Raw genomic sequence first — 20,525 nt, 5'->3', positions numbered from 1 at the left:
TCTACCAAAGCATCGAAAAACAAATGGGACGAGAAAAACTCAACCAACTCCTCGACCTGCTCGAAGAACTACAAGCCGTCAAAGTCTGACCCCGCCTTGTAACGGCGAGGTCAGGGAAGATTTTAAAGGCTCGCCAAACCGGTATCCAGCGCCGACAGGATCTTGGACACATCGTCAGCCGTGATGATCAGTGGTGGCGACAGAATAATGTTGTTACCCGACACCCGGACCATGACACCGTCATCATATGCAACCTTCTGCACCTGCAACGGAAGATGCTTGGCAATCGGTGCTTTGGTGCTGCGATCCGAGACCAGTTCCAGCGCACACATCAGGCCCTCACCGCCGCGCACGTCGCCGACCACGTCGTACTTGTCGGCCAGCCTTTTCAGGCCGGTAAACAGTTCATCCCCACGAGCGGCGGCGTTCTCCCACACCCGCAGGCGGTTAATTTCCGCAAGTGCTGCCAAGGCTGCTGCCGCTCCGACCGGATGGCCGGAATAGGTGTAGCCCTGATCGACGGACGCTTTGCCAGTGGTGTCGCGTTCGAACACTTCGGCAACTTGACCGGAAATCATCGCAGCGCCGAATGGGAAATACCCGTTCGTAATAGCCTTGGCCGTCGTCATAATGTCAGGCTGCACACCCCAGTGCCGGGCTCCGCTTTCGCTGCCGGTGCGGCCAAAGGCTGTGATAATTTCATCCGAGATCAACAGAACGCCGTGTTTCGAGCAGACCTCGCGCACCAACGGCATGAAGCTCTCGTGCGGTGGAATTACACCACCAGCACCCAAAACAGGTTCCATGATGAACGCTGCAACAGTATTTGCGCCCTGGAACGCAATCTCAGCTTCCAATGCTTTGACGCAAAGCTGTGCCAAACGCTCGGGATCGGTCTCGTCGAAGGGATTGCGATAAGTCCATGGTGCCGGGATGTGGAAACATCCAGGCATCATCGGTTCGTAGGCAGCACGGAACTTCTGGTTGCCGTTGACCGACGCTGCAGCGAAATGGGTCCCGTGGTACCCCTGTTTCAAGCTTATGAATTTGGTGCGCCCGTCCTCGCCGCGTACCTTGTGGTACTGTCGTGCCAATTTCAGTGCGATTTCAACCGAATCGGAGCCGCCCGAAGTAAAGAACGCGCGGGTCAATCCATCTGGCTCGAAGAACCGGGCCAGCTCGTATGACAATTCGATCGCCTTGTCGTTGCTGGTGCCACGGAAAGTTGAATAATAGGGCAAAGCGTTCAGCTGGTCGGCAATCGCCTGCTTCACTGGCTCGCAGGAATAACCCAGATTGACGTTCCACAACCCTCCCACGGCGTCGATGGCCTTGTGGCCGTCCACATCGATGATCCTAACCCCTTCGCCGCCGACCAAAATGGTTGGTAGGTTCTTTTGGCTGTCGGCAGGGTGCGCCATCGGGTGCCAAAAATAGCGGGCGTTGTTTTCCTTCAGGAAGTTGGAATCCTTCATTTCAAAATTCTCCGGGAATTTCGTCCGACCGAACACTCGGTCGAAACTCAGTTGGAAAGTTTGCAGGAGCCTGGCCACCAAAGATTGCCGTAAGCTCTTGCGAAACTTGTTTCAGGGTATTCAGTAGGGGCGGCTGCCGGTCGCCTGCGGTTCTGATTTCAGGAACCGCGAATGAAACCGTCCCAAGCGCCAGTTGATCAATTCCGAAAACCGGGGCTGCAAAGCCATGAACACCGGTTTCGAAACTTCCGTTACTATAGGACCAACCGGTTTCCTTTACTTCGACGAGACGTTCTTGAATGAGTTCAAGGTTCGTTAGCGTAGAGGCAGTAATACGGGGCAAGTCGCGATTTTTGAGGCCTTCCAAAAGTGCAGGAGGGCCAAAACAAAGCATGCACAACCCTGAGGCTGTGGCGTTGAGCGGAAGGACTTCCGTGGGGTCTAGGCTAACTCGAACGCTGTGCTGAGTTGTCTCGACCACTAGCGCCGTTTGAAGAACATCATTTTCCAGAAGAGAAAGGTGCAGGCTTTCTCCTGCTTGTTGCATCGCGGCCTGCATTTTGAGGCGCGCTGCTTTGAGGCCGGGATTTGCAATCTCGCGTAACGCGGCAAGACGCAGTGCCGCCGGGCCAATCATAAAGGATTTTGTTCCCTGATTCTGCTCGATCAATCCGAACTCTTCCAGTTCACGCAGATGCCGAAGAACAGTCGCCTTATTGACACCAGATAGCCGAGCCATCTGGGTCAGCCCGATTTCGGGCCGTGCGTTGGAGAATAACTCCAACAATCTCAAAGCATTAAGAGCAGTTCCCATAAGTTACTCCTCCTCCTTAAGAGAATACTTGACACAATGTAATTAACAACGCAACAATAAACATGACTTATCGGTTCATTATTTGAACCATCAATGGGAGGAGTCTATGAAGAAAATTCTTACCGCTGCCGTAATGGCGGTCTCTGCATCAGCTGCTTTCGCTGAGTATCCAGAGAAACCTGTATCCTTCGTCGTTCCGTGGCCTCCGGGCGATCTGGAGGATGTATTGACACGTCTGATCGCAGATGAATTTCAGGAAATGTATGGCGTACCAGCAGCAGTCGTGAACAAGCCTGGCGGTGGTGGTGGTCCGTTCCCTGGTGCTGTCGAAGTCGCCACTGCTCCGGGCGATGGCTATACGGTCGGCTCTTTTGTAATAGGCGTGCCGGTGATTGGCCCCGAGATTGGCATTCCAGAGCTGAACCCCAACCCATTTGACCCAATTGGCATCTTCCTGACCTATCCGTTCGTGATAGCGTCCAGCAAAGACGCACCCTTCTCATCTTGGGAGGAGTTGGTGGAACATGGCAAAGATAACGATGTTGCACTGGGGCATTTCGGCTCTGTCCTGCCCCCCACCCAGGTGACATTCGCAGCTGCTGTCAGCAGCGGGTTTGATTTCGCCAGTGAAGCCGCATTTGATGCTCTGGACTGCAACACCCTGACTTCAGGCGACGTGGACGTGATCAACACGACACTTCAACTTATACTACCCTGCTTAGATCAGGTGAATGTTCTGGCCAGCATCGGCGGTGAGCGGATTCCCCTGGTCCCTGACACTCCGACTGTTGTCGAGCTAAATCCTGACCTGCCTTTGGCACTATGGAACGGTCTGTTCGTTCACAAAGACACCCCGGCAGAGGCGCGCGAGAAGATCGCGGCAGCCGCTCAAAAGGCTCTGAGCTCCGACAAAGCCAAGCAGCTTGCCGAGGAAACAGGTGCACTGATCTACTGGCAGGACCCGGACGCCTCCAACGCGCAGATTGAAAAAGACAAAGCCTCTTTCGCCAAAATCGAAGAGATTCTGGGCGAATAACTCAAGATTGGCCCGGCAGGATTCAAACTGCCGGGCCTATTTTAATCGGTGGGGAGGTAGAGATGATCGCGAAAACCTTACAGGACATGTTCAAACGATATCGCCGTCCTGGCGATGTAGTTTTTGCGTTCGTGTTCCTTGCGTTTGCTGTCTTTTTGTTAATGCAGCTGGACGAGCAGACACAAATCGTCAAGCGAACCAAGTGGTTCGCGCAGCCCAGCCTTTGGCCAATGATAGCCCTCTGGGCCATGGTGGTTTTCGGATTTCTGCACTGGCTCAGTTCAGCAATGTCACAGCGGCGTCACGGACGGTGGACCGAAGTGGCATTCTGGTTCAGGTCGTTTGAATATGTTTTCTACTTCCTCGTTTACGTAAAAGCTGTTCCCTTGCTTGGGTATCTTCCCGCGACGGTAGTTTTTGCCGTGTTTTTGGCAATTCGCACCGGGTTTCGCGATGCTAAGGGTATCGGTTGTGCCGCATTGTTCGGCGTTTGTGTCACGGTCATCTTCAGGGCTTTCTTGCAGGTGAAAATCCCGGCCGGTGCTCTCTATGAGTATTTACCCGACACGGTTCGCGCGTTTGCGCTGACGTATCTCTGAGGTTTCGCTGATGGACGCTCTATTATCAGGTTTTTCGATACTTGCGCAGTGGCCGGTTATCGCTGCTCTTTTGATCGGGTCGATCGGAGGCGTGATCATTGGCGCCTTGCCAGGAGTTGGAGCGCCGGTGGCAATTGCCATTCTGTTACCTGCCACTTTCGCGTTTGAACCCATCGTTGGCCTGACCCTGCTGCTAGGCATCTATGGGTCCTCGATGTATGGCGGTGCAATCCCTGCCGTCCTGATCAATACACCGGGCACAGCAGTCAATGCCTTGACCACCTATGACGGCTATCCTATGACGAAGCGCGGCCAGGGTCATCGGGCGTTGTCACTGGCCTATTCGGCGTCATTTTTTGGAGGCATCTTTTCGATAATTTGCCTTATGCTCTTGTCTCCCGTCCTAGCACTCGTTGCCCCGCATTTTGGCAGCCGTGAGATTTTCCTAGCCGCGTTGCTTGGCATCATATTGGTAATCCTCGCTCATCGCGGCCAGATCTTTGCAGCGGGCATGCTGGCGGCATTTGGTCTGTTCTTGAACACTGTCGGGCTGGAGCCGGTCAAATACACCCGTCGTTTCACGTTCGAGCAAAGCTGGCTGGCTTCTGGGGTAGACCTGATTGTTGTTGTGCTGGGGCTGTTCGCAATCAGTCAGGCATTGCTTCTGTTGCTGGAAAAAAACCATGCACCGAGTGAAGCACATGTTGGCGGAAGCATCTTTGCGGGATTAAAAGAGCTGCTTGGCCTCAAGCGTATTGCAACCGTGTCATCCAGCATCGGCGTTTTCATGGGCATGGTGCCGGGCACCGGCGAGTTTACCTCGCAATTCCTGTCATACACATACGCACAAAAAACCTCTAAAAATCCAGAAGCCTTTGGCGATGGTTCGCCCGAAGGGCTGGTGGCTTCTGAATCCGCAAACAATGCTGTTCCCGGAGCGGCGATGATCCCGCTGCTGGCGCTGGGTATTCCTGGCGAGGCACTGACGGCAATGATGTTGTCAGTCTTTTACGTGCACAATGTGATACCCGGGCCGCAGCTGTTCCAAAACCAGATGGATTTCGTCATGGCCCTCTATATGGCGTTGATCCTGCTGAACGTGATCGTTCTGGTGTTTTTGCTGTTCTCGACCAACGTGCTTCTGAAGATCATTCAGATTCCAACTCGTTTTCTGGGCATCATGATCCTGATCCTGGCATTTGTTGGTGTATACAGCCTGCGCAACTCGATCACCGACTGTGCATTGGCCGCGGCATTTGGAGTGTTCGGTCTGATCCTCAAACGGCTGGACTTGCCGATTGTTCCGATCATCCTCGGCATGGTTTTGGGCGGCATTATGGAGGTCAAGCTCCGCAGCGCCATGGCTCGGGTTAATTCACCGCTGGATTTTGTTGATAGACCGATTGCCGCCATCTTGTTCGGTATGATTGTTCTGATCCTCATTCTGCACTTTCGAGCTCTGTACTTCGAGTTCAGAAATAAGCTGCGACCAGAACCAAATGCCGAACCCGTCGATGTAGATCACCCAAATCAACAAGGTTGAGAATATCTATGGATCAGTCCCTAATCGACGCGCTGCGAATGCAACAAGTCGCCCCGCGCGGCCACTTCATTAACGGCAATTTCACTGACGGTGAAACGGGTACGCAGGTTGAAGTGTTGTGCCCCATCGATGGCCGACCTCTGACTAGGATCGCCGATGGCAGCGCGGCGGACATTGAAGCTGCCGTCCTGGCCGCTCGGGTTGCATTCGAGGACGGGCGATGGTCCGAAATGGCACCGTCAGGGCGCAAGAAAGTGTTGCTGAGGCTGGCGGATCTGATCGAAGAGCGTGCGCTGGAAATCTCTGTTCTGGGGGTGCGCGACAACGGCACCGAGATCAGCATGGCCTATAAAGCCGAGGCGCTTTCGGCGGCGGCGACATTTCGGTACTATGCCGAAGCAATCGACAAGATTTATGGCCAGATCGCGCCAACCAGTCACGATATTCTTGGCCTGGTACACCATGCCCCGGTCGGCGTGGTGGGTGCAATTGTACCGTGGAATTTTCCGCTGATGATCGGCAGCTGGAAAATTGCTCCGGCCCTTGCGGCAGGCAATTCCGTAGTATTGAAACCCGCAGAAAGCGCTTCGCTCAGCCTTTTGAAGATTGCTGAACTGGCTGCTGAAGCCGGGGTTCCGGATGGCGTGTTCAACGTCGTGACAGGGCGCGGCTCGGTTGTGGGCGAGGCGCTGGCACTGTCGATGGATGTGGACATTATGGTGTTCACTGGGTCAGGTGCGACGGGTCGTCGGTTGCTGGAGTATTCAGCTCGTTCCAATCTGAAGCGCTGCTACCTTGAGTTGGGCGGTAAGTCAGCCAACATCGTCTTCAACGACGCCCCGGATCTGGCCGAGGCCGCCAAAGTGTCCGCGGCAGGTATCTTCCGCAACTCCGGTCAAGTCTGCGTTGCTGGCTCTCGCCTTCTTGTTCAGGAAGATATCTACCAGGATTTCGTGGCCGAAGTCTCGCGCCATGCTGAAAACTTTCGCGTCGGCGATCCGCTGGACCTGAACAGCCAGATTGGTGCCGTTCACAGCCTGCCGGAACTTGAGGCCAATCTGGATTTTGTTGCCAAAGCCGAGGCGGAAGGGGCAGAGCGGCGCACCGGTGGTAATCGCATCCTGATGGAGAGTGGCGGCTATTATATGTCTCCGACCGTAATGGCCGGGGTAAAAGAGACGGACCACTTGTTTCAGAACGAAGTCTTTGGCCCCGTTCTGGCGGTGACCCCCTTCAAAAACGAAGAAGACGCGATCCGGTTGGCGAACGCCACCGTGTATGGCCTGGCTGGCGGTGTCTGGACATCTAACCTTGGCCGCGCCCACCGTATGGTGGCTGGTATCCGCACAGGCGTCGTGCATGTGAACACCTATGGCGGTGCTGATCTGACCGTACCGCTTGGAGGAGTGCGCCAGTCCGGCAATGGGCACGACAAGTCTTTGCACGCGCTTGAGAAATACTTCGACCTGAAAACGGCCTGGATCAAGCTCTGAATGGCGGCGGAACGAAGGAGGAGCTTATGACTATGAAAACGATCCTGCTGATCGGCACCTATGACACGAAAGAAGCCGAGATGCGTTTCATTGAAAACGCAATTCGCGCACAGGGCGCTGATGTACTGACAATGGATGTCTCAGTGCTGGGTGATCCCAAGACGCCAACCGACATCTCCAAGCACGACGTCGCTTCTGCCGGTGGCATGACCATTGATGAAGTCATCGCACAGGGGGATGAAAATAAAGCTTTTCGGGTAATGTCCGAGGGTGCCGCAAAAGTGGTTGCCCAGGCCTATGCCGATGGCCGCTTTGACGGGATGCTGGCCACCGGCGGTACCATGGGCACCGATCTGGCACTGGACTGTGCACAAGCGCTGCCGATGGGTGTGCCAAAATACATTGTGTCTACGGTCAGCTTTTCTCCTCTGATCCCTCCGCATCGTCTGGCGCCGGATATTCAGATGATCCTGTGGGCCGGCGGGCTCTATGGTATGAATTCGATTTGCCAGTCTTCACTCAGCCAGGCAGCCGGGGCAGTTGTTGGCGCGACCAAGGCCGCTATTGCACCGGACCGCAGCAAGCCATTGATTGGAATGACCAGTCTTGGCTCGTCTTGTCTGCGCTACATGAAAACGTTGAAACCGGCGTTGGAGGAACGCGGTTTTGAGGTGGCGGTTTTCCACTCTACCGGCATGGGTGGCATGGCATTTGAAAAGCTGGCTGGCGAGGGCGCATTTGCCTGCGTGATGGATTTCTGCATGCAGGAATTCGGAAATTTTATGGCGGGCTCTGTCGTGTCCAGCGGCGAGGAGCGTGTAACCAGTGCAGGTCGCGTAGGCACACCGCAGATGATCGCGCCCGGAGCGTTGGACCTGTTGGATTTCGCGGGCTGGCAGGACATCCCCGACCAATATTCTGATCGTCCGTTTCACGTGCATAACCGACTGATCAAGAGTTCCGTCTTCAATGGGGATGAACGCCGCGCTTGGATCCGTGAACTGGCCAACCGAATGGAGGCCGCAACGGGACCTGTCCACTTTTTCCTGCCTGTTCAGGGGGTTGAAGCATGGGACAAAGAAGGCGAGGCGGCGCATGACCCTGAAGCACTGGCAGATATGGTGGATGAGGCACGCAAGGTTATACCGGGTCGTGTGCCGATGACGGAACTTGACGCTCATATCAACGACCACACGTTCAGCGAAGCGGTCCTCGTGCAATTTGATGCCTGGGTCGAGCAGGGTGTGATCAGCAAAAATCGCTGACCTTCGTCATTCCAACAAATGCATTTTGCCTTCGGACGCCGTGGCGCCGCCTCGAGGGATACCTGCGAAAGTTGCATACCATAACAGGAAAAAGATCAGCTTATTGCCGACAAGACAAAGCTGCTTGGACCCAATGTATCATCCCTCTAAGGCGACCCGGTCCATTTTGTTAGGGGTGTAGGAGTATCCTGCCAGGTATCACGGCACTGGGGAAACCAATGACGAATGGCCATCCGGTGGGTGGTGTTGTTACACGAGCAGAATTCCTTGTTACTTTTCTTAGGGGATATCGCTATTTCAGAACGTTTGATAGCAACCCCGTTTTCTGTGCTGCAGCGATGGCGGTATTGGAAGAGATCAAAGACAGCAATTGCTGGAGAGCGCGAAAAATGTGGGATTGCATGTTCGCAAATGAATGGAAGCGCTGGCGCAGAAACATGCCGTTATTGGAAACGCACGCGGGTTCAGTCTGATCTTCGGTGCAGAAATTGCTTTAGACCGCGACGGCAAGGAACAAGGATATCGGCTTTGGCATATCTGGACGAGTAATACGAGAAAAGCGATCATTCTGATGGACACGTCTCCGGTTTGATTGGACCAGACAGTGACTATCGGAGCGGAACGCTCGAATTGATCGTGTCACTATGAACTGTTGGGTCACTATCTATGGGCTACGGTACAAAAAACGGTAACGTCCCTAGTACCTTTACACCCGCGCACCACCAAAAGGACACGCGTAAGCAGAATAGCAAAGCCAAATTGATATGCCGGGTGTGATCCAGAAAAAACAGAGCGTCACATACATCCTTCCGACACTTCACTCCTCGGTAAGGTGTTTCCTGACAGTTGGATCAATCTTGGTACTATGGGTTGAGTAGATACCACAGGCGGCAATGGCCTCACGCGCGGTTACCCGCTCGTGCAGGCGCTTCCAGATTGTTTTGGCGGCGTAGGGATGCGGGTAAGGGCGCCAAGCAACACCCATCGTCATTCCCCGCAGATACTTTAGTTGCTGGCGGTGCGCTGAATATAAGATGGTATTGGCAACGCTGCCTTCGCGCATCAACTCATGTTCGGTTATAAATATCCTGTTTCCCCGCATTGTCACCAAACCAACGTAACGGGAAATCTGGTGCATGCTTTTGTCTTGTGATGTGGCGATTTCGCGGGACCGGATTGTGAAAAGCCCATCAACTTCCTGAATACGGATTAACGAACAAAATATCTTCCCTTCCCAGGAAGGCGTGCAGAAAAACGAGTGATAGAAACCAACATAGCGCCTGAGGTTTTTGTGTTGGCCCCGAAACGGATCCAGAAACGCGTCTGCGGGGGTTTTTCCGGTTATTGGTAAGACGTCCTTTAGCATTTGCTCAAAGCGAGCAGTTTCAGCGAACAGTTCGGCTTCTGTCAGGCCGAAATGGCGCGCGATCCGACGCATGTTGTGGGCCGAAGGCAGGCTGGAGCCATTCAGATACCGATTGAATTGCTGCCGGTTGACGCCAATATCCCGACAAATCTTTGAAATATTGCCGTGTTCTGCGCATAGCGACTTCAGGTTGGCAGAAAAATACTGGGGCATGGGAAAACCTTTCGCGATTTGACGCTATTTCGCTGCAAATAGCATCACTTCGCATAAAGTTGCACAATTTGTTTTTTCTGCAAATCGTTTTCTTCTTCGGCATCAGCTCGCAAAAAACAAGCTCTCGGATGCCAGTTAAAACCGTCGAAAACACATGGATCACACTCTCCGACGGGCGGAGGCTTGCTGCTCGACTCTGGTTACCCGAAACCGGTCCAGCTCCGGCCATTCTGGAATACCTGCCTTACCGCAAACGCGACGGCACAGCGCCCAGGGATGAAACAACACATAAGGTATTTGCCGAGGCTGACTATGCCTGCGTTCGGGTCGATATAGCGGGTACGGGCGACAGCGAAGGGCAATTCGACGATGAATACTCGGAACAGGAACTGAGTGATGGTGAAGAAGTCATCGCATGGATCGCAGCGCAGGATTGGTGCGACGGTCACGTTGGGATGATCGGAATATCTTGGGGTGGGTTTAATGGTTTGCAACTGGCTTTCCGGCGACCGCCTGCGTTGAAGGCTGTCGTCAGCGTCGCCTCGACCGTGGATCGCTATGCAGATGACATCCATTTCATGGGTGGTTGCCTGCTGAGCGACAACATGAACTGGGGTAGTCAGATGTTCGCTTATCTGACCAGGCCCGCAGATCCGGCCTTACGCGCAGACTGGCGAGAGGACTGGCTGACGCGGCTGCAAAACGTTCCATTTTCAGCCGCCGATTGGCTGCGTCATCAGACACGGGACACATACTGGAAGCACGGCTCGGTTTGCGAAGATTGGTCTGCCATCCAAACCCCGGTTTTGGCCATAACCGGCTGGGCAGATGCGTATGTAAATGCCCCGCCTGCTTTGGCAGCCAACCTGACATCGCCCACCAAGGCCGTCATCGGGCCATGGGAGCATCGATACGCGCATATCTCGAAAATTGATCCTGCGGATTTCCATTCCGAAGTCATCGGCTGGTTTGATCGCTGGTTGAAAGAACAGGAAAACGGTGCCGAAGATTTGCCTGCGTACCGGACATACATGCAGGAGCATTTCAACCCGACACCGAAAAACAGCCCTCGGCAAGGTCGCTGGATAGCTGAAGGTCGCTGGCCATCGCTGCACGTACATGAACAGATCTGGCATCTGGCACCGGGCAAATTTTCCCCTAGCCCAGCCCAAGGTTCCGCAGCCATTTCGTCGCCCTGCCATTTAGGCATGCAAAGCGGGTATTTTTGTGCAGGTATGCGGATCGATAACGAGCTGCCCGACGACCAGGCAAGCGACGATGCATTGTCGCTGTGCTTTGACAGCGCGCCATTGCGTGCGCCGCTGGAATTGTTGGGGCGCGCAAGACTGAAGTTTCGGTTTTCAGTAGACAAGCCTGTCGCTCAGCTTATTGCGCGCCTATGCGATGTATCGCCCGAGGGTATTTCACAGCGCATCAGCTACCGGTCGTTGAACTTATGCCATTTCCGCGATCACGAGACACCTGAATTCTTACAACCCGGCGAGGAATATGAGGCCGAGATTGCCCTAAACGAATGTGCGCATCGACTGCGTGAGGGTCATGTGTTGCGGCTGGCCCTGTCGACGTCCTACTGGCCGATCATCTGGCCATCGCCAAACCAGGCACAGGTAACATTGCATTTGCAGGATTGCGCCCTGCATTTGCCGGTGCGCGAAGTATCGCGTGAAATCCAAGCTTCCGAACCCGGTCCGGCGCCGAAGTTTCCGGTTCTTTCAGCCGATCAATTGCGGACACCTGCGTCGCATTCCGAACGTAAAGAAACAGAAGACGGCCGGATCGTGCTTGAGACGTTTGACGACTATGGTAAATCACGCGATCCCTATCACGGCCTGATTGTCGGCAGTGATGTGCGCATGCATTACGGCATTCACCCGGATGACCCGGCCACTGCCCGGTTTGAGACGGCCTGGAAATTCACATTCGAACGGGCGGAGTGGCAGGTCGCCATCTCGACCGAGTGCCGCATGAGTTGCGACACGCAGAATTTCTACCTCTACCGCAAACTTCGCGCCACCGAAGGTGCCGATGAAACCGAAGTCCTGACAAAGGAATGGTCGGAAACCATTCCACGCGGATTTCTCTGACTTAATCCTAGGGAGGATACTATGAAGATAGAATGGACAAAGGCCAATGTTGGTCGTCGCGGGTTCCTGAAAGGCGCAACCGCGCTTGGAGCGACCACGGCGCTTCCGATGGGGTGGGCAAATCGCGTATTTGCAGCAGACGACGGTGTTCTGCGGGTACGGGCCTACGGCGATGCACAGAATATGGATCCGGCCCACTCGGTTGGTGTCGTGGAAGAAGAGGTACATGCCTCGATCTACAACAAGCTGATCCAGTATAAGCCAGGCGAGGAATGGGGCTGGCAGCTCGACGCGGCAACGATGATCGAGCAGGTTGACCCCACCCATATCAAGTTTGCATTGCGTGACGATATCGGCTTCACCAACGGCTTTGGCGCCATGACCGCCGAGGACGTCAAGTTCAGCATGGAACGGATCGTGGATGACGCGACCGACAGCCCAAACAAACCCGACCTGGGACCGTTCAGCCATGTTGAAGTGACCGGTGAACGCGAAGGGACGATTGTGTTGAACAAACCCTTCGCACCGATTTGGTCAATTGCCCTGCCTTACATCACCGGAAACATTGTTTCGAAAGCAGCGGTCGAAGCAGCCGGTGGCCGGATCGGTGCTGATCCGGTGGCAGAGTCCGGCCCATATCTGCGGGACAGCTGGTCGCCCAAGGAAAAAACGGTTCTTAAGCGCAACCCCGACTGGAAGGGCGATGCTCCGACATGGGACACAATCGAGATCTATCCGATCGACGACGAAAACACCGCCGAGATCGCGTTTGAAGCGGGCGAACTGGACGTAACTCGCGTGTCGCTGGGTTCAGTCGAACGTTATCGCGCTGGTGTTCCCAATGGAGGATCGCTGGTTGAGAAACCCTCGCTTTACTATGTCTGGATGGGAATGAATGTTGAACATCCAAAGCTGCAAAATCAGAAGCTGCGACAGGCGATTCAACATGCCATAGATGTCCCCAGCATTCTGGAGGCTGCCTATTTTGGTGCAGCCGAACCGGCAACCGGGATCATTGCTCCGGGTTTGGCTGGGCATCGGCCGTCTTCGCTGGTGCCACCTGAGGCAAATTTCGAAAAAGCGGCGCAACTGCTTGCGGAATCGGGTGAAACCAACGTCACTCTGACCCTCGACACGCTAAACAAGACAACGTTCACGACAACTGCACAGATCATTCAGGCGACGCTGGCGCAAATCGGTATCACAGTTGAGGTGAATGTTCTGGAATCCGGTGCGTTCTGGGCGTCTGGCGACAACGAAAACCTGCAACTTGTTCTGAACCGCTATTCGATGACGCCGGACCCGTATTATGCGACGTCGTGGTTTACGCCCGAGCAAATTGGCAAGTGGAATTGGGAACGCTTTAACAGCGCAGAGTTCAACGAAATCCACGAAGCTGCGGCTGGGGAAACAGATATCGCAAAGCGGGCTGAAATGTACCAGCGTGCGCAGGACTTGATGGAAGAAAGCGGTGCCTATCGCTTCATCACACACGAGGCAACACCGGTCATTCACAGCGCAGGTGTCATTCCTGCATTGCGCCCGGATGGGCTGTCGCTGCTGCGTTACTTTGGCAAGTCGACCTGACCTCCCCAGGTCGACAGGGAGCGGCGGGCGCTGACACTCGCCGCTCCATAACCAACGCCATCCAGCCACAAGGAGCCAGTTGGCCATGCTGAACTTCGCAACCCGTCGCTTCGGGCTGTCGCTGCTCATCCTTTTCGTGGCGGTCACCGTCATGTTCCTGATGATCCGCGCTGTACCAGGCGATCCGGTCCAGATCATGCTGGGTCCGCGCGCCACACCCGAGCTTCAGGCCCAACTCACCGCCGCACTTGGTCTTGATCAACCGATCTGGAAACAGCTGCTGATCTTTTACTCGAACCTTTTGCAGGGTGACCTTGGCACCGATGTCTTCTCGGGTCGGTCTGTGACTGAGATTGTGTTTCAGCAATTGCCGTTCACTCTGGAGCTGATTTTTGCATCAATCCTGTGGTCCGCAAGTCTTGGTATCGCACTTGGCGCTTATGCGGCTGCGCATCCAAACACGATGATCGACCGGATCGCCGCCGCAATTTCCGTCAGTTTTGTTGCCGCTCCGGCCTTTGTTGTTGCGCTTTTGGCTTTGTTGGTTTTCGCCGTTAATTTGCAGTGGTTTCCCGCCATTGGGGCAGGAGAGGGGTTCTGGGACCGCCTTGACCATCTGGTTTTGCCTGCATTCGCCATAGGGCTCAGCTGGGTAGGATATATCGCACGGCTGGTACGGGCGTCGATGCTCGAGGTCATGGGTGAAAGCCATGTGCGTACCGCCCGGGCCTTTGGTATCGCGGAACGTCGCGTGGTCATGGTTTACGCATTGCGTATCGCAATTCTACCCGTGGTCACCGTGATCGGGGTCGGGATGGGCTTTCTGCTCAGCTCAGCCGTTTTTGCCGAAATCGTTTTTGCCCGACCAGGCTTGGGTAAGCTGGTCATCGACAGCATCACGACCCGAAACTATCCGATTGTGATGGGTTCGGTCCTTGTATCAACGGCACTGTTCGTTGTGTCGACCGCCTTGGCCGATCTGATCAACGCGCTACTCGATCCACGCGCACGCACGGCTCATTAAGGAGGCGGAGTGATGGTAAAATCTCGTTCCGAACTTGGCCAGATCATAGTCGGGGTTGCCCGCGACCCGCTTGGGTTAATGGGTTTGATAATCGTTGGGACCATCGTGTTCTGCGCGATATTTGCTGCCTGGATTGTGCCTTACGATCCCATTGCCATGGATATCAAATCCCGCCTGCAAGGGCCGTCCGCGGCGCATCTGTTGGGCACGGATCAGCTGGGTCGCGATACGTTTTCGCGGGTGATTGCTGGGGGGCAGGTTGCGCTTAAAGTGGCGCTGCCAGCTGTTTTCGGCGCGATGGCGATTGGCCTGACTTTGGGCATGATAGCCGGGTACGGGCCGAAATGGCTCGACAACCTGCTGATGCTGTTTTTCGATACCATCCGGTCCTTTCCGACGGTGATGTTTGCACTGGCTGTTGTGGCCCTTGTCGGGCCCAGCTTGCAGACAGTTGTATTCGTGGTCATGGCGACCTCGATCCCGACATATGGGCGCGTGGCGCGAACCCAGACCCTGACGCTTCGCAATTCCGAATTCATTCTGGCAGAGCGATCAATGGGGGCCAGCATGACGCGTATTCTGGGTGTGCACATGCTACCCAATATCATCGGGGTTCTGGCTGTCTTGGCAGCCATGGATATACCCACCGTCATCGCGCTGGAGGCCGGGCTGTCATTTTTGGGGTTGGGTGTGAAACCCCCGACACCCAGTTGGGGAGCCTTGCTCAAGGATGGCTATTCCCTGATCCGCCAAACACCGTGGCTGGTGGTGGGCGGGGGCCTGCCGATCATTCTGGCAACACTTGGATTCACTTTCCTGGGCGAAAGCCTACGTGATGTGGTCGACCCGAAATTGAGGAAACAGCGATGACCGATACACTGCTGGAAATCGACCGCCTGAGTGTTGACTACGAAACGGGCCGTGGCGACCTTAAGGCCCTGAGGAACATCACATTCAACGTCAACAAGGGTGAAATTGTTGGTATTGTCGGGGAATCCGGATGCGGCAAATCCACCCTGATCTCATCCATCCTGCGCCTGACCGCCCCCAATACGCGGTTCCGTCAAGGTGAGGTTCGTTTCAAAGGGCAGGACCTGTTGAAGGCTTCCGAGCGTCAGATGCGCGACCTGCGCGGTGCAGACATATCCATTGTCTTCCAGGATCCGATGCAAACGCACAATCCGGTTCTGACCATCGGGCAGCAGATGCTGGACATTCAGCATCGCTCAAAGCAGTCAAAGGCGGATAAATTGACCCACGCAGCCAAGATGCTGGGTGCTGTCGGCATCCCCGATCCCGAAGCGCGCCTGAAGCAGTATCCGCATGAGTTCTCAGGTGGGATGCGCCAGCGGATCGCCATAGCAATGGCGTTGATGTCCGAGCCGGATCTCCTGATCGCGGATGAGCCAACCACTGCATTGGACGCCACTCTTGAGGTACAGATCATCGAGCGCCTACAAGAATTACAGCGCGAGTTTCATTGTGCCATTCTGTTTATTTCGCACCATCTGGGCGTGATCGCGGAACTCTGCGACCGGGTGGTGGTGATGTATGCAGGAGCCGTTGTCGAAAGCGGCGATGTGCGTGAGATTTTCCACAACCCTAAACACCCCTATACACGTCGTCTGATCGAATGTGATCCCGGCCACATCAAAGAACGCGCCCGCGTTTTGCCCACCATCCCCGGTGAAGTGCCTGATCTGGCCAACCTGCCCGGGGGGTGCATCTTTCGGGACCGTTGCGATCAGGCCATGGCGCGCTGCGCGACCGATGTGCCGCCACTGGATCAACTGAAAGAAGGCCACCACGCCGCATGCTGGCTGAACCACGAGGAGGTCGCAACATGAGCTTGCTGAATGTCGTGGATCTTAAAACCAGTTATGGACCGGTCAATGTTCTGGCGGGTGTCAGCTTTACCGTAGAACCTGGCGAAACTTACGCTCTGGTTGGTGAAAGCGGATCGGGTAAGACGACGGTAATCCGCGCGATTGCGGGTCTTGCGCCTGCACAGGACGGTTCGGTTACATTCGAAGGTCGGGAAATTCGGGGCGCGCCGGAAAGCGTCATGCGTCCGCTGCGTAAAGACATGGCGATGATGTTTCAGGACCCGGTCGGTAGCCTGTCGCCCCGCCTGACAATCCGCAGCCTGATCACCGAACCCTATCGCATTCAGGGTATGAAAGATCGCGATCTGGATGCCGAGGCCAAGCGCCTATTGGAAATGGTGAACCTGCCCGCGCATTTTGCCGATCGCTATCCCTATCAGCTGTCAGGAGGTCAGGCCCGGCGCGTGGGCGTCGCGCGCGCCCTGGCGCTGGAACCCAAGCTGATCCTTGCGGACGAGCCGACTGCCGGTCTCGATGTCTCGGTCCAGGGTGAGTTGCTGAACCTGCTCAACGATCTGCGCGAAAGGCTGGGGCTGGCGATGGTCATCATCACGCACAACCTCAGCGTCGTGCGTCACGTGGCCGACAGAATGGGCATCATGTATCTGGGCCGTTTGGTCGAGGAGGGCACAACCGAAACGATCTTCAACGACCCGCGCCATCCCTACACCCGCTGCCTTCTGAGCGCCAACCCCGAGCCGGACCCGGATGCGCGACTGGAACGGATCGCCCTCAAAGGGGAACCTCCCAGCCTGCTGAAGCGGCCATCTGGCTGTGAGTTTCGCGAGCGTTGCCCCTTTGCCAGAGACATTTGCACCCAAACCCCGGAATGGGAAGTAAAGGGCGGCCATGGGCTGCGTTGTCTGGCCCCGCTGTCGTAACTAGGAAATCCAATGCCAAGCACACTCTACTTCAACGGCACCATCCTGACTATGGATGCGCAGAACTCTTCACCAGAGGCGGTGCTGACTGACGGCAACAGAATTCAGGCAGTGGGGGCCGAGGCTGAGTTGCGCGCCCGCATGCCTTCGGATGCGCACGAGCATGATCTGAAGGGTCGTACCCTGATGCCCGCCTTTATCGACCCACACGGGCACTTTCCCGATCCCGGCTTTGTTAAGCTGTTCCGTGTCGATCTGTCTTCGCCGCCTTTAGGGGATTGCAGAGACATGTCACAGGCGTTGGACAGGCTTCACGAAAAGGCGAGTGCAACACCCGAGGGTGAATGGGTCATGGGGGTGTCCTTTGACAATACGTCCATTCTGGAAGGTCGAATGCCCACACGGGCCGAACTGGACGGCGTGTCACAACGCCATCCAATCTGGGTCATTCACGCGTCGGGTCATAATGGCGTGGCAAATTCTCTCGCGCTGGAAAGACGCGGGATAACTCGTGAAACTCCTGATCCAGAGGGGGGCCGTTATGGCCGCGATCCGGAAACCGGAGCACTGACCGGATTGATGGAAGGGCTGTCGGCCATGGGTGAAATGGGCGATACTGATTTCCTGATTGACCGCGACCGGTTTTGGCGGGGTTTTGACGCCTGCCGCAGCGAATACCTGGCCCATGGTGTGACCTATGCCCAAAATGCCTGGGCATCGCAGCCCATGCTGGACCACTTCGCCAGCCTGCCTGCGGATCAGGATCCGGGAATTGACATCGAGCTTTTGCCCGTCGGAGATCTGGAGCCAGAGTTATCTTCGCGTTGGATTGGAACGAGCTGGCCGGGCAACCCGCATTTTTCGCTGGGTCCGCGCAAACTGTTTACGGACGGGGCCTTTCAGTTACAGACCGCGTATTTGTCTGCTCCATATTTCAAACCTGCCAGCCCTGATAATCCTTGTGGAATGACCTATACCTCGCAAGAGCAGCTGGTTGCGGATGTAGAAAAGCTCCACAGTCAGGGCTTGCAGATTCACTGCCACTGTAATGGCGATGCCGGTGCCGAGATGTTCATAGATGCGGTGGAAAAGGCGCTTGTTGCACACCCGCGCCAGGATCATCGACACACCATTATCCATGGCCAGGTTCTGAGGGATGACCAATTGGAGCGTATGGCCCGGCTTGGTCTGACCGTCAGCTTCTTTCCCGCCCATGTCTTCTTTTGGGGGGATCGTCATTACGATACTTTCCTGGGACCCGAGCGAGCCGAACGGATATCGCCAGCGGCGTCAGCCGAACGGTATGGCGTGCGATACACGATCCACAACGACGCCTCGGTCACACCGACGCGTCCAATCCATCTTGCCCATTGCGCGGTGAACCGAAAATCCGCTTCTGGCCGTGTGCTTGGCGAGGATCAGAAGATCAGCGTTATTTCAGCCCTGCGGGCCCAAACCATCGAAGCCGCGTGGCAGGTGTTCAAGGAAGATCAACGCGGATCCATAGAAACGGGTAAAATTGCAGATTTTGTTGTTCTTTCGCGCAATCCACTGCACGACCCGGACCGCTTGTCAGACACTGTCGTGCTTGAAACCATCCGCTATGGCGAAAGGGTTTTTTCCGCTGTGTGTACTGAACAAGAGTTTGAGCACGCATAATGGCGACCAAGCGTATTGTGATTGCGGGGTTTCAACATGAAACCAACTGTTTCGGTGTAACGAAAGCTGGGATGCCTGAGTTTGAGATGGCGGATTCCTGGCCGGGAATGCTGCATGGTTCACAGGTTGTTCTGGAAACCGAAGGCATGAACCTTCCGATCGCGGGTTTCACCGCCGCGGCACAGGCAGCGGGATTTGATGTCATTCCCGTTTTGTGGTGCTCTGCCGAACCGTCCGCCCATGTCACCGATCATGCATTCGAAACGATCTGCGGGATGCTGTTGGACGGAATATGGGGCGCAGGCCAGATTGACGGTGTCTATCTTGATCTGCACGGAGCTATGGTCTCCGAAAGCCTTGCTGACGGTGAAGGAGAGCTTTTGCGTCGCGTTCGTGAAACTGTGGGTCCAGACGTTCCAGTGGTTGCAAGTTTGGACCTTCACGCCAACATTTCCACCGAAATGGTCGAACACTCAGATTACCTGTCGATTTTTCGCACTTACCCACATTTGGATATGGCGGAAGCGGGTGCACGATGCGTTCCAGTCTTGCGTCGCCTGCTGGCGGGTGAAACCCTATACAAAACGTTCCAACCGGTGCCTTACCTGATCCCCCTGCATGCGCAACACACGGGTTCTGCGCCGATCAGTGATATCTATCAATTGCCTGTCAGGTTTGAACAGCAAGGCATTCTGGCAGAGATCGCTCTTGGTTTTACGGCGGCGGATTTTCCTGACACCGGACCATCCTGCCTTGCTTATGCCTTGACTGCTGAAAAAGCGGCTGCCGCTGCCAAAGAGATTGTCAGCATGTTCCTGTCCCGTGAGGCCAATCTTGAATGTAAGATGTTGTCTTTGGAAGAGGCCGTTTCTACATGTCGTCAAAGGCGCGAAAAACCCATCGTTCTAGCCGATGTTCAGGACAATCCGGGCGCAGGCGGAACGTCAGATACAACGGGGCTGCTGGCCGCTTTGATTGAGGGCGGGGTAAAAAACGTTCTGATGGGTCTGTTCCATGATCCGGAAAGTGCCATTCAGGCCCATGCGGCAGGGGAGGGCGCACGGATCATTTTGGCTATCGGCGCAAAGTCGAACCTGGCCGGACATGTTCCATTCAGGGCAGAGTTTGAAGTGCTTTCCTTAAGTGATGGCACATGCCGCTATACCGGTGAAATGTATGGCGGCGGAACAGCTACGCTTGGCAAGACAGCTGCGCTTCGCTTGGTTGGACACGACGCCGAGATCGACCTTGTCGTCACAAGCATACGAAACCAATGCCTGGATCGCGCACATTTCACACATATCGGGTTAAACCCTCTGAGTTATTCGGTGATCTGCGTCAAAAGCACAGCGCATTTCCGGGCGGATTTCGAACCAATTGCAAGCCATGTATATGCGGTCGCTGCGCCTGGGGTTTTCCTCTGCGACCTTGGAAAGGTCCCTTATTCTTGTATCAACAGAAGGTTGGCCAACTGTCGCCATACCTCCTTTGACGTGACGTGAAACGAAAGTTTGTTGACGTGCGATACGCCCCAATGGATTCAAATATCTCAACCCCGAAGAGTCAGCCTTGAGCCGTC

18 protein-coding genes are annotated in these 20,525 nt (G+C 55.3%); 15 read left to right on the top strand and 3 right to left on the bottom strand.

Annotated elements, in window-relative coordinates; genetic code table 11:
• Positions 1-122: 122 nt before the first annotated feature.
• Together ACR0M9_RS12060 and ACR0M9_RS12055 are read right to left on the bottom strand one after the other, a co-directional pair.
• Positions 123-1,475, bottom strand: coding sequence for an aminotransferase class III-fold pyridoxal phosphate-dependent enzyme (locus ACR0M9_RS12060; RefSeq protein WP_480773698.1), 1,353 nt, complete (start codon positions 1,473-1,475; stop codon positions 123-125).
• Position 1,476: 1 nt separating this feature from the next.
• A complete protein-coding gene (locus tag ACR0M9_RS12055; RefSeq protein WP_480484910.1) occupies positions 1,477-2,289 on the bottom strand; it encodes an IclR family transcriptional regulator in 813 nt (270 codons plus the stop codon).
• Between the two features lie 106 nt (positions 2,290-2,395).
• Here ACR0M9_RS12055 and ACR0M9_RS12050 point away from each other — a divergent pair, with 106 nt between their 5' ends.
• The 7 genes from ACR0M9_RS12050 (at position 2,396) to ACR0M9_RS12020 (ending at position 8,817) form a co-directional block, all read left to right on the top strand.
• Positions 2,396-3,325, top strand: a complete 930-nt coding sequence (locus tag ACR0M9_RS12050; protein ID WP_480589103.1) for a tripartite tricarboxylate transporter substrate binding protein — start codon at positions 2,396-2,398, stop codon at positions 3,323-3,325.
• A 62-nt stretch (positions 3,326-3,387) separates the two neighbouring features.
• Entirely contained in the window at positions 3,388-3,924 is a 537-nt protein-coding gene (locus ACR0M9_RS12045; RefSeq protein WP_480773697.1) for a tripartite tricarboxylate transporter TctB family protein, read from the top strand.
• Between the two features lie 10 nt (positions 3,925-3,934).
• On the top strand, positions 3,935-5,467 hold the full coding sequence (locus ACR0M9_RS12040) for a tripartite tricarboxylate transporter permease (protein WP_480773696.1): 1,533 nt from the start codon (positions 3,935-3,937) through the stop codon (positions 5,465-5,467).
• An 8-nt stretch (positions 5,468-5,475) separates the two neighbouring features.
• The gene (locus ACR0M9_RS12035; RefSeq protein WP_480773695.1) at positions 5,476-6,960 is read left to right on the top strand and encodes an aldehyde dehydrogenase; all 1,485 of its coding nucleotides are present in this window, start codon (positions 5,476-5,478) and stop codon (positions 6,958-6,960) included.
• Positions 6,961-6,986: 26 nt separating this feature from the next.
• A complete protein-coding gene (locus tag ACR0M9_RS12030; RefSeq protein WP_480773694.1) occupies positions 6,987-8,225 on the top strand; it encodes a Tm-1-like ATP-binding domain-containing protein in 1,239 nt (412 codons plus the stop codon).
• Between the two features lie 218 nt (positions 8,226-8,443).
• The gene (locus ACR0M9_RS12025) at positions 8,444-8,698 is read left to right on the top strand and encodes a hypothetical protein (protein WP_480773693.1); all 255 of its coding nucleotides are present in this window, start codon (positions 8,444-8,446) and stop codon (positions 8,696-8,698) included.
• A complete protein-coding gene (locus ACR0M9_RS12020) occupies positions 8,641-8,817 on the top strand; it encodes a hypothetical protein (protein ID WP_480773700.1) in 177 nt (58 codons plus the stop codon). Before ACR0M9_RS12025 ends, ACR0M9_RS12020 begins: the two co-directional genes overlap by 58 nt.
• Positions 8,818-9,042: 225 nt before the next feature.
• Here ACR0M9_RS12020 and ACR0M9_RS12015 read toward each other — a convergent pair whose 3' ends face one another.
• On the bottom strand, positions 9,043-9,804 hold the full coding sequence (locus tag ACR0M9_RS12015; protein ID WP_480773692.1) for a helix-turn-helix transcriptional regulator: 762 nt from the start codon (positions 9,802-9,804) through the stop codon (positions 9,043-9,045).
• 128 nt (positions 9,805-9,932) lie between these two features.
• Here ACR0M9_RS12015 and ACR0M9_RS12010 point away from each other — a divergent pair, with 128 nt between their 5' ends.
• The 8 genes from ACR0M9_RS12010 (at position 9,933) to ACR0M9_RS11975 (ending at position 20,448) form a co-directional block, all read left to right on the top strand.
• The gene (locus ACR0M9_RS12010) at positions 9,933-11,909 is read left to right on the top strand and encodes a CocE/NonD family hydrolase (RefSeq protein WP_480773691.1); all 1,977 of its coding nucleotides are present in this window, start codon (positions 9,933-9,935) and stop codon (positions 11,907-11,909) included.
• Positions 11,910-11,930: 21 nt separating this feature from the next.
• Positions 11,931-13,496 carry an ABC transporter substrate-binding protein gene (locus ACR0M9_RS12005; protein ID WP_480484902.1) on the top strand — a complete coding sequence of 522 codons (1,566 nt, stop codon included), beginning with the start codon at positions 11,931-11,933 and terminating at the stop codon, positions 13,494-13,496.
• 85 nt (positions 13,497-13,581) lie between these two features.
• Complete coding sequence (locus tag ACR0M9_RS12000) at positions 13,582-14,520, top strand: ABC transporter permease (protein WP_480484901.1); 939 nt, start codon at positions 13,582-13,584, stop codon at positions 14,518-14,520.
• Positions 14,521-14,532: 12 nt separating this feature from the next.
• Complete coding sequence (locus tag ACR0M9_RS11995; RefSeq protein WP_480484900.1) at positions 14,533-15,390, top strand: ABC transporter permease; 858 nt, start codon at positions 14,533-14,535, stop codon at positions 15,388-15,390.
• The gene (locus tag ACR0M9_RS11990; RefSeq protein ID WP_480484899.1) at positions 15,387-16,367 is read left to right on the top strand and encodes an ABC transporter ATP-binding protein; all 981 of its coding nucleotides are present in this window, start codon (positions 15,387-15,389) and stop codon (positions 16,365-16,367) included. Before ACR0M9_RS11995 ends, ACR0M9_RS11990 begins: the two co-directional genes overlap by 4 nt.
• Positions 16,364-17,287, top strand: a complete 924-nt coding sequence (locus ACR0M9_RS11985; protein WP_480589127.1) for an oligopeptide/dipeptide ABC transporter ATP-binding protein — start codon at positions 16,364-16,366, stop codon at positions 17,285-17,287. Before ACR0M9_RS11990 ends, ACR0M9_RS11985 begins: the two co-directional genes overlap by 4 nt.
• A 12-nt stretch (positions 17,288-17,299) precedes the next feature.
• Positions 17,300-18,946 (top strand): amidohydrolase, encoded by a 1,647-nt coding sequence (locus ACR0M9_RS11980; RefSeq protein WP_480489326.1) that lies wholly within the window; start codon positions 17,300-17,302, stop codon positions 18,944-18,946.
• The gene (locus ACR0M9_RS11975; protein ID WP_480773690.1) at positions 18,946-20,448 is read left to right on the top strand and encodes a M81 family metallopeptidase; all 1,503 of its coding nucleotides are present in this window, start codon (positions 18,946-18,948) and stop codon (positions 20,446-20,448) included. The genes ACR0M9_RS11980 and ACR0M9_RS11975 overlap by 1 nt, the downstream gene beginning before the upstream one ends.
• The last annotated feature ends 77 nt before the right edge of the window (positions 20,449-20,525 follow it).

This window comes from Ruegeria sp. CH2, assembly GCF_056537065.1.
Note: the sequence above shows the minus strand (reverse complement) of the source record. Positions and strands in the feature narration are given on the sequence as shown.